Here is a 9249-nt window from a genome sequence, read left to right as displayed (position 1 = left end):
TGGTCTCAACTCCTTGGCTCACAGAACGACATGGCTACGATCCGACTTGGCTGTCGCCGCGCGACAGCGCGGTGGTGTCGGTCGACTCGCTGCGCGTCGCGGCGATGCCGGCCGGCGTGGCGGCGGGGGCGCGGGCCGCCGCGTACCTGGAGCGGCAGCGCGGCGCGCTGCGGCGCTTCCCCGACGACCCCGAACTGCGCATGGCGCACGCCGAGGCGCTGGTGCGCTTCGGCGCGGCGGCGCGGAGCACGCGCGAGGCGCAGCACGACGCGTACGCGCGCGCCATCGCGCTCGACCCGGGCTTCTTCCCGGCGTACGTCGAGGCGGTGGGGCTCGCGCTGTCGACGCACCGCGCCGACCTGGCGCGCGGCTACCTGGCGACGATGCGCGCGCTGGCGGCGCCGCGCCCGGGGTACGTCGGGGCGCCAGAGGCGATGTCGCGCGTCGTGCGCGCCGACGGCACCGCCGACACGACCGCGCTCGGCGCGTGGCTGGCGGCGGCGTCGCTCGACGAGCTGGCGACGGCGTACGTGCTGATCGGCGACTGGCCCGACCCGACGGCGGCGTCGCTGCGCGTGCTGCGCCGCGGCGCCGAGCTGGCGCTGCGCGAGCGGCCCGAGGTGTGGGCGGGCACGGTGGAGCCGCTGCTGCGCGGGCGCCTCGACCAGCGCCTCCAGCCGCCGCAGCGCGGCGCCCAGCTCGCGCCCGCCGAGCGGGGTGAGGCGGTAGTAGCGCCGGCGCTCGCTCCCCAGCTCGGGGACGGCGCGCGCCGGCGACTCGGCGAGCAGCCCGTCGGCCAGCAGCCGCTTGATCACCCGGTACAGGTTCCCCGGGTCGAGCTGCACCAGCCCGTCGGTCCCGGCGGCGATCGCCTGCACGAGGCCGTAGCCGTGCCGCTCCCCCTCGCCCAGGGCGAGGAGGAGCTGCAGGTCGACCGGCTTGAGGGGGAGGTGGGGGCGGAGGTCGTCGGCCATGGTCGGTATGGTTGTTTTGACCATACGACCGGCCCGGGGGTTTGTGTCACCCCCTCGGCCCGACCGCCGCCCCCCGCCCGGTCAGCCGGGGAGCGTGCTCATGTCGAGGACGAACCGGTACTTCACGTCGCCGCGGAGCATGCGCGCGTACCCCTCGTCGACGCCGGCCACGGGGATCAGCTCGATGTCGGCGCCGATGCCGTGCTTGGCGCAGAAGTCGAGCATCTCCTGCGTCTCGGGGAGCCCGCCGATGAGCGAGCCGGCCATCCGCTTGCGCCGCATGATGAACGAGAACGCCGACGGCGACGAGTGCGGCGACGGCGACCCGCCGAGCAGCACGAGCGTCCCGTCGCGGCGCAGCGTCCCGAGCAGCCCCTCGAGGTCGTGCGGCGCCGACACGGTGTCGAGGATGACGTCGAGCGAGTTCTGCGCCCCCTTCATCGCCGCCGCGTCGCGCGACACGACGACGCGGTGCGCGCCGAGCCGCTCGCCGTCGGCGGCCTTCTCCGGCGACGTGGTGAACAGCGTCACCTCGGCGCCCATCGCGCGCGCCAGCTTGACCGCCATGTGCCCGAGCCCGCCCAGCCCGACGACGCCGACGCCCATCCCGGGGCCGACCTTCCACTGGCGCAGCGGCGAGAAGGTGGTGATCCCGGCGCAGAGCAGCGGGGCCGCCGAGGCGAGGTCCATCCCGTCGGGGATGCGCAGCACGAAGCGCTCGTCGACGACGATCTCGCTGGAGTAGCCGCCCTGCGTGGGGCGCCCGGTCTCCTTCTCGATCCCGCCGTAGGTCTGCGTGTGCCCGGTGTCGCAGTACTGCTCCAGCCCGGCCTCGCACGAGGCGCAGGTGCGGCAGCTGTCGACGAGGCAGCCCACGCCGACGGCGTCGCCCTGCTTGTACTTCGACACCCGGTCGCCGACGCTGACGACGCGACCGACGATCTCGTGCCCCGGGACCTGCGGGTACTTGATCGGCCCCCACTCGCCGCGGACGAAGTGCAGGTCGGAGTGGCAGACGCCGCAGTACTCGATCCGGATGCGGACGTCGGTCGGCCCCGGGTCGCGGCGCTCGAAGCGCCAGGGGGCCATGGGGGAGCTGGGGTCGTGCGCGGCGTAGCCGAGGGCCGGGATCATGGGTCGTGGCGTCGGGGGAGGGTGGCGCGAAGCGCGGACGCTCGCCGCACGTGGCGGGCCGCGTCAACTCCGCCGATCGGGGAGCCCGGCGCGTCCGGGAACCGTCCGGACCGCCGACCGACCCATGCCGCGGCGGCCGGTCGGCGCCACCGTGTGCCCATGTCCCACGCCGCCGCCCGCCGGTTCGTCTACCTGTTCCTGCTCGCGACCGCCGTGCTCTCGGCGGTCAGCTGGCGTGCTCCGGCGCAGGCCGAGGTCGCGGCGCACGAGCGGCGGTGTCCGGACAACGGCTGATCGAACTGCAGACAGGATTGACAGGAAACCGGGGGAAAGACTCGAGGCTACAGTCTTTCCCCCGGTTTCCTGTCAATCCTGTCCAATGCTTTTCACACGACGACGAACTTGTACATCAGCCGGATCATCCTGTACGCCTCGGTCATGCTCGGCGCCGTGAACGTCACCGTGTAGCCGTCGACGCGCTTCACGCCGGGAATCGCCTCGAGGATCTGCGGCGTCGTCACGTCGGCCAGGCGGAGGCGCACGCGCACCGGGCCGCCGCCGGGGAGCGCGAAGGGGCGGGCGGTCGCCGCGAGTCCGCGCGCCACCGCGGCGCCGAGCGAGTCCTTCACGAGCGTCGGGTGGAGCAGGCGCGCCGACTGGGGCGTCATGGCGACCTTGGTGACGACGCTCGCCGGGGCGCTGGCGCGCAGGGCGGCGGCGCTGGCGCCGAACTGGGCGACGAAGGCCGAGTCGCCGCTGACCGCGATCACCGGGACGCCGAGCGAGCCGGCGTAGAGCGCGTTCAGCTCCCCCTCGCCGACCTCGACGTCGTTCAGCCACAGCCCCTTCACCGCGCCCGTTCCCGTGTGCGCGAGGAAGCCGTCGGCGGTGCCGGCGCGCGCGTGGTAGCCGACGAAGATCGCCGCGTCGTGGCCGCGCTCCAGCCCCTCGACCATGCCGAGCGGCTTCACCGAGCCCTGGACGTACTGCACGCGCGGGTCGAGCTCCGCATGCAGCAGGTTCTGCATGTCGCCGTGCGAGTCGTTGACCAGTACCTGCGCCGCCCCCGCGCGCAGCACCGCGGCGACGACCGCGTTGACCTCGTCGGTCATGAGGCGTCGGCCGGTCGCGTAGTCCTTGCCGGTGGCGGTGGTCATCGCCGGCGTGCCGATGCCCCCGATCCCCTCCATGTCGACCGAGACGAAGACGCGGCGCGGGCGCTGCGCGGCGGCGGGGAGCGTGACGGCGGGAAGCGCGGCGAGCAGCGCGGCGAGGGCGAGGAGCGGGAGGCGTCGCATGCGGGTCATTCGGGGCGGAAGCGGATCGCCTGCCCGCCGCCGGGGGCGAGGACGAGGCGCAGGCGGTCGGTCGAGGCCACGGCGCGCGACGCGATCGCGATCGCGCGCGGGTTGGTGAGGAAGTGCGCGTCGGGGGCGTCGGCGTACGTCTCGGCGACCCAGCGGCGCCCGGCGGGGAGGAAGTCGAGCGGCACCTCCAGCGTGCGCCCCTCCTCGTCGGTGATCGCGCCGAGGAACCACTCGTCGCGCCCCTTCGCCCTGCGCGCGACCGCGACGTGGTCGCCGATGCGCCCCGAGAGGACCCGCGTCGTGTCCCAGTCCACCGCGACGTCGCGCACGAACCGGAACGCCGGCTCCCCCTCGTAGCTCTCGATCACGTCGGCCGCCATTTGCACCGGCGACCAGAGCACCACGTACAGCGCCAGCTGCTTGGCGAGCGTCGTGCGCACGCGCGACTCGTGCGGGGCGCGCGGCGTGCCCGTGGGGCGGCGGATCGCGAGGTCGAAGATCCCCGGCGTGTAGTCGAGCGGGCCGGCCAGCAGGCGCGTGAAGAAGAGGATCGTCTCGTGCTCGGGCGGGTTGCCGCCGCCGCCGGCGTTGTACTCCTGCCCGCGCGCGCCCTCGCGGCTCAGCATGTTGGGCCAGGTGCGGCGCTCGCCGGTGTCCATCACCGGCTCGTGCGCGTTCACGGTGATGCCGTAGCGCGCGGCCGTCTCGATCACGCGCCGGAAGTGGCGCACCATGTACTGCCCGGTGTGCGCGTGCCCCTCGCGCGTGCGGTCGTTGACGTAGCCGCTCTTGATCGCGGTGACGCCGAGCGAGCGGTAGAGGCGGAACGCCTCCTCCAGCTGCCGCTCATAGTTCGCGATCCCCATCGCCGTCTCGTTGTGGACGATCAGCGACACGCCCCTCTCCCGCGCGTACGCCGCCACCGCGCGCAGGTCGTAGTCGGGGTACGCGCGCGTGAACGAGAAGTCGCGCCCGTACGTCCCGATCCAGTCGCCGTCCCAGCCGACGTTCCACCCCTCGACCAGCGTGCCGCCCAGCCCGTTGGCGGCGGCGAAGTCGACGTACTGCTTCGCGCGTTCGGTCGTGGCGCCGTGCCTGGGGCCCTGCGGCCAGGTGTGCAGCCCGACGTGCATCCCCCACCAGATCCCGTCGTACTTCATGGGCCGGATCCAGCCCGCGTCGGCGATCCGGCTCGGCGGGTTGAGGTTGAGGCCGAGCACCGAGGGCGCGAGCTGCTCGGCGCGGTCGGCGATCTGGATCGTGCGCCAGGGCGTCGCGAACGGGGTGCGCCCGCGCACCTTCACCCCGTCGGCCCACGGCGCCAGCGCGGGGCGCAGCGTGCGGTCGGTGACGTTCCTCCCGACGTAGGCGAGGTCCATCGCCGCGTAGTCGGACAGGTCGGCCTCGTGCAGCACCACGATCGGCCCGCCCTGGAACTCGAGCGCCAGCGGCGTGCGCACCGTGTCGAGCATGCTCACCGGCGACGACGCGTACAGCATCTCGTAGCGGTCGGGGACCGGGCGGTTCGCCGGGATCCACCACGCGCGCGCGTCGTCGGCCAGCGCGAACTCGGTGCGCTCGTCCTGGATGGCGAAGTCGCGCAGGTTCGGCTGCGCCGGCAGCTCGTAGCGGAAGCCGACGCCGTCGTCGAACGCGCGGAACTCGACCGCGAACGTGCGCCGCGCCCCCGCCGACTCGGCGACCCGCACGCGCAGCGCGCGGTGGTGGTCGCGCACGCGCGCCACCTCGCCCCACGGCTGCGTCCACGTCGTGTCGACCGCCGCGCGCGTCGTGTCTACCAGCCGCAGCCCCGAGTCGAGCGGCGCCGCGCCGCGGAAGGCGAAGCCGAGGCGCGACGGGAGGACGAGCGCGCGCCCGTCGCGGCTCACCGCGTAGCGCAGGACGCCGCGGTCGACGCCGACGCGGACCGTGGTGCGCCCGTCGGGGGACAGCAGGGAGAGCGTGCCCCCCGCGCCCGGGTCGGTCGCGGGCTGCGCGAGCGCGGGGGCGGCGAGGCAGCAGAGGAGGGCGAGGGCGCGCATGCCGGTACAGGACAGCGTGGGGCGCGGGTGCGCAATGCCTCGGGTGTCGGCGCTCGCAGCCCGAGTCGACGGCGGGAGTCGTGACCACGGGAGTCGAAACGGCGGGAGTCGCGACCGCGCAGTGCGCTCTCACGACTCCCGCTCTGACGACTCCCGCCGTGCCGACTCCCGCCGTCGCCCTTCCCTTCACCTCGGCGTCAGCACCTTGAGCCCCACGATCCCAGCCACGATCAGCCCGACGCACGCCAGCCGCGCGGCGGTCGCCGGCTCGCGGAAGAGCACGATCCCCAGCGCCGCCGTGCCGACCGTGCCGATCCCGGTCCACACCGCGTAGGCGGTGCCCAGGGGGAGCGTGCGCAGCGCCACGGCCAGCAGCGCGATGCTCGCCAGCAGCGCGGCCGCCGTCGCGACCGAGGGCCAGGGGCGCGTGAACCCGTCGGTGTGCTTGAGCCCCACCGCCCAGCCGATCTCCAGCAGCCCCGCAACGAAAAGGACGACCCAGGCCATCACCGCCTCCGCGGTCGATGCAGGGTCGTCCCCACGAGGATGTCCGGGTCCGGGGGTCGTCCCCCGGGCGCGTCGTGCACGGCGGAATCTAACGACTCAGCCGGCCGCGATCGTCTCCAGCTCCTCCCAGCGGGCGGTGAGCGCCTGCAGCTCCCCCTCCAGCGCCTCCAGCCGCGCCTTCGCCTCGGCGGTCGCCGCGCCGTCGCGGAGCGTGGCCGGGTCGCCGAGCCGCGCGTACAGCGCGTCGCGCTCCCGCTCCGCGGCGTCGATGCGGTCGGGGAGCGCCGCCAGCTCGTGCGTCTCCTTGAACGACAGCTTCCGCTTCCGCTCGCCCTTCGGCGCGGCCGGCGCCGTCGGCGCGGGGGCGGGCTTCCGCGGCGCCGGCGCCGGCTCGGCGGGCACCGGCCGCTGCCGCACCCAGTCGGTGTAGCCGCCCGCGTACTCCACGACCCGCCCGTTCCCCTCGAACGCCAGCGTCCCCGTGACCACGTGGTCGAGGAACTCGCGGTCGTGGCTCACCAGCAGCAGCGTCCCCGGGAAGTCGAGCAGCATCGCCTCCAGCAGCTCCAGCGTCTCGACGTCGAGGTCGTTCGTCGGCTCGTCGAGCACCAGCAGGTTGAACGAGCGCGTGAACAGCCGCGCCAGCAGCAGCCGGTTGCGCTCCCCGCCGCTCAGCGCGCGCACCGGCGTGCGCGCCCGCTCGGGGGTGAACAGGAAGTCCTGCAGCCACGAGTGCACGTGCCGCATCTCGCCGCCGATCCGCACCCACTCGCCCCCCTCGGCGATGCTGTCGAACACCGACGTGTCGGGGTCGAGCTGCTCGCGCAGCTGGTCGAAGTACGCCAGCTCGATCCCCGTGCCGAGGCGCACGCTCCCCGCCTGCGGCTCCAGCTGCCCCAGGAGCAGCTTGATCAGCGTCGTCTTGCCGACGCCGTTGGGGCCGACCAGCCCCACGCGGTCGCCGCGCAGGATCAGCGTGCTCAGGTCGCGCACGATCGGGCGGTCGCCGTACGCGAACGCGAGGCCGCGCGTCTCGATCACCATCCGCCCCGAGCGCTCGGCGTCCTGCACCTCCAGCCTCACCGAGCCCGCGCGGTCGCGCCACGCGTCGCGCTCGCGCTTCATGGAGTCGAGCAGCCGCGCGCGCCCCTCGTTCAGCGTGCGGCGGGCCGTGATCGACGAGCGCAGGCGCACCGTCTCGCGCGCGATCCGCTTCTCGAACTCCGCGCGCTGCCGCGCCTCGGCGTCCAGCGCCGCCGCCTTGCGCTCCACGTAGCCGTCGTAGTCCGTCCCCCACTCGGCCAGCCGCCCGCGGTCGAGCTCCACGATGCGCGTGGCGACGCGGCGCAGGAAGGCGCGGTCGTGCGTCACGAACAGCAGCGTCGTCCCGCGCTCCACCAGGAAGCGCTCCATCCACTCGATGGCGTCGACGTCGAGGTGGTTGGTGGGCTCGTCGAGCAGGAGGACGTCGGGCTGGCGCACCAGCGCGCGCGCCAGCAGCGCCTGCCGCTTGCGCCCCCCCGACAGCGACGCGAACTCGGCGTCGGCGTCGAGCCCGAGGTGCAGCAGCACGCTCTCGACGCGCGACTGCACCTGCCACGCGGCGGCGGCGTCGAGCTGCTGGTGCAGCCGCTCCAGCTCGCGCAGCGCGCGCTCGCCCGGGTCGCGCGCGACGTCGACGCTCGCCTGGTGGTAGCGCGCCAGCAGCCGCCCCGTCTCCCCCAGCCCCTCGGCGACCACGTCGTACGTCGTCCCCGCCAGCGCCTGCGGCACCTCCTGCTCCAGCCGCGCCACGGTGACGCCGGTCTGCCGCACCACCTCGCCCCCGTCGGGCGCCAGCGTGCCGTCGAGCAGCGCCATGAGCGTGCTCTTCCCCGCCCCGTTGCGGCCGAGCAGGCAGACGCGCTCGCCGCGCTCGATCCAGAGGGTGGCGCCGTCGAGCAGCGGGGGGCCGCCGAAGGCGAGGGTGACGTCCTGGAGGCCGAGCAGGGCCATGCGTGTGTCGCCGGGAGGGGTGGGACGGGCGCTGCGGGCTGCGGACTGCGGGTGCTCGATCCGCAGCCCGCAGTCCGCAGCGCCTCAAGTTACCCAGTGGCGCACGCTCCTTGCCCGATCGCCCGCGAACCCTCTGGAGGAATGCAGATGCGCCGGATCGCATGGTTGGCCGCCCTCGTGCTGGCGGCGTGCACGGTCAGCGACTCGAGCGACCAGCCGCGCTCGGCGTCGGTCCCACCCGCCGGGCCGGCGCCGGTCGGGCCCGCCGTTCCGCAGGCGGGGGCGCCGCTGCCGACGGCCGACTCGGCGATGGGGACGCTCCCCGGCGACCCGGCCGCGGCGGCCGACAGCGGCGTCGCCGTCGCCGACATGCGGCTCGAGGTCGACACGCGGGCGCGCGAGCTCCACGTGTACCGCGGCGGGCAGCGCGTCGAGACGCATTCGGTCGCCGTCGGCTCCGCCGAGTGGCCGACGCAGCCGGGGGAGTGGAGCGTGCGGCAGGTCGTGTTCAACCCCGAGTGGATCCCGCCCGACGAGTCGTGGGCCGAGCAGCGCGAGCGGCGGGCGCCCGGCGACCCGAAGAACCCGCTGGGGCGCGCGCAGCTCATCTACGACCCGCCGCGCACCATCCACGGCACCAACGAGCCGCAGTCGATCGGGCAGGCGGTGTCGCACGGCTCGATCCGGCTCCCGAACTCGGTGATCCTGGAGCTGGCGCGCGAGGCGATGGCGGCGGCGGGGGTGGAGAGGGACGACGCATGGTACCGGCAGGTGCAGCAGAACCGCACCGAGAAGGTGATCGTCGACCTGCCGAAGCGGATCCCGATCCGGGTGTTCTGAGATCCTGACTTGACGCGGGCGCCGGCGGGGGCACGATAGAGGGTCCCCGTCGGAGAGCCCGCGTGCGTCCCACGTTCGCAGTCGGCCTCGTCTGTCTCGCCGCGCTCCGCGCCGGCGCCCCCGTCCGCGCCCCCGAGCCCGCCCCCGAGCGCGCGCGCCCGAACGACAACCGCGTCGCCGCCGGCGCCATGCGCGGCGACACGCTCGCGCTGCGCCTCGAGGCGCGCCTCGCCGAGTGGCACCCCGACGGCGACGACGCGCCCGGGGCGACGGTGCAGGCGTTCGCCGAGGCGGGGGGCGCGGCGTGGATCCCCGGACCGCTGGTGCGCGTGCGCGCCGGGACGCCGGTGCACGTCACGCTGCGCAACGCGCTCGCCGACACGCTGGTCGTGCACGGGCTGCACGACCGCGCCGCGGCGCCGGCGGCGGCGCAGGCGCCGCTGCGCCTCG

General features: G+C 74.8%; 8 protein-coding genes and 1 pseudogene. 3 read left to right on the top strand and 6 right to left on the bottom strand.

From position 1 onward, the window contains the following. Positions 1-5: 5 nt before the first annotated feature. Both PYV61_RS14865 and PYV61_RS14860 read right to left on the bottom strand, forming a co-directional pair. Positions 6-974, bottom strand: coding sequence for a PadR family transcriptional regulator (locus tag PYV61_RS14865; protein ID WP_275832894.1), 969 nt, complete (start codon positions 972-974; stop codon positions 6-8). A gap of 81 nt (positions 975-1055) precedes the next feature. Beyond that, positions 1056-2108 (bottom strand): NAD(P)-dependent alcohol dehydrogenase, encoded by a 1053-nt coding sequence (locus PYV61_RS14860; protein ID WP_275832892.1) that lies wholly within the window; start codon positions 2106-2108, stop codon positions 1056-1058. Between the two features lie 159 nt (positions 2109-2267). Here PYV61_RS14860 and PYV61_RS14855 point away from each other — a divergent pair, with 159 nt between their 5' ends. Next, positions 2268-2402 (top strand): hypothetical protein, encoded by a 135-nt coding sequence (locus PYV61_RS14855; protein WP_275832889.1) that lies wholly within the window; start codon positions 2268-2270, stop codon positions 2400-2402. Between the two features lie 92 nt (positions 2403-2494). On the opposite strand, the gene PYV61_RS14850 is transcribed toward PYV61_RS14855, so the two are convergent. From PYV61_RS14850 to PYV61_RS14835, 4 genes are all read right to left on the bottom strand, one after another. Continuing rightward, positions 2495-3406: a M55 family metallopeptidase gene (locus PYV61_RS14850; protein ID WP_275832887.1), complete on the bottom strand. Its 912-nt coding sequence runs from the start codon at positions 3404-3406 to the stop codon at positions 2495-2497. Positions 3407-3411: 5 nt separating this feature from the next. Then, positions 3412-5457, bottom strand: coding sequence for a glycoside hydrolase family 97 protein (locus tag PYV61_RS14845; RefSeq protein ID WP_275832885.1), 2046 nt, complete (start codon positions 5455-5457; stop codon positions 3412-3414). Between the two features lie 186 nt (positions 5458-5643). Then, a complete protein-coding gene (gene sugE, locus PYV61_RS14840) occupies positions 5644-5964 on the bottom strand; it encodes a quaternary ammonium compound efflux SMR transporter SugE (protein WP_275832883.1) in 321 nt (106 codons plus the stop codon). 96 nt (positions 5965-6060) lie between these two features. After that, positions 6061-7959: an ATP-binding cassette domain-containing protein gene (locus PYV61_RS14835; RefSeq protein ID WP_275832881.1), complete on the bottom strand. Its 1899-nt coding sequence runs from the start codon at positions 7957-7959 to the stop codon at positions 6061-6063. A 147-nt stretch (positions 7960-8106) separates the two neighbouring features. On the opposite strand from PYV61_RS14835, the gene PYV61_RS14830 reads away from it, so the two are divergent. Together PYV61_RS14830 and PYV61_RS14825 are read left to right on the top strand one after the other, a co-directional pair. Continuing rightward, positions 8107-8799: a L,D-transpeptidase gene (locus PYV61_RS14830; protein ID WP_275832878.1), complete on the top strand. Its 693-nt coding sequence runs from the start codon at positions 8107-8109 to the stop codon at positions 8797-8799. Positions 8800-8861: 62 nt separating this feature from the next. Beyond that, positions 8862-9249, top strand: a pseudogene (locus tag PYV61_RS14825) (hypothetical protein); the annotation flags it as partial.

The organism is Roseisolibacter sp. H3M3-2, assembly GCF_029211165.1.
Lineage (GTDB): Bacteria > Gemmatimonadota > Gemmatimonadetes > Gemmatimonadales > Gemmatimonadaceae > Roseisolibacter.
The sequence above is the reverse complement of the archived record's forward strand: the minus strand, read 5'-3'. Positions and strand labels throughout refer to the sequence as shown.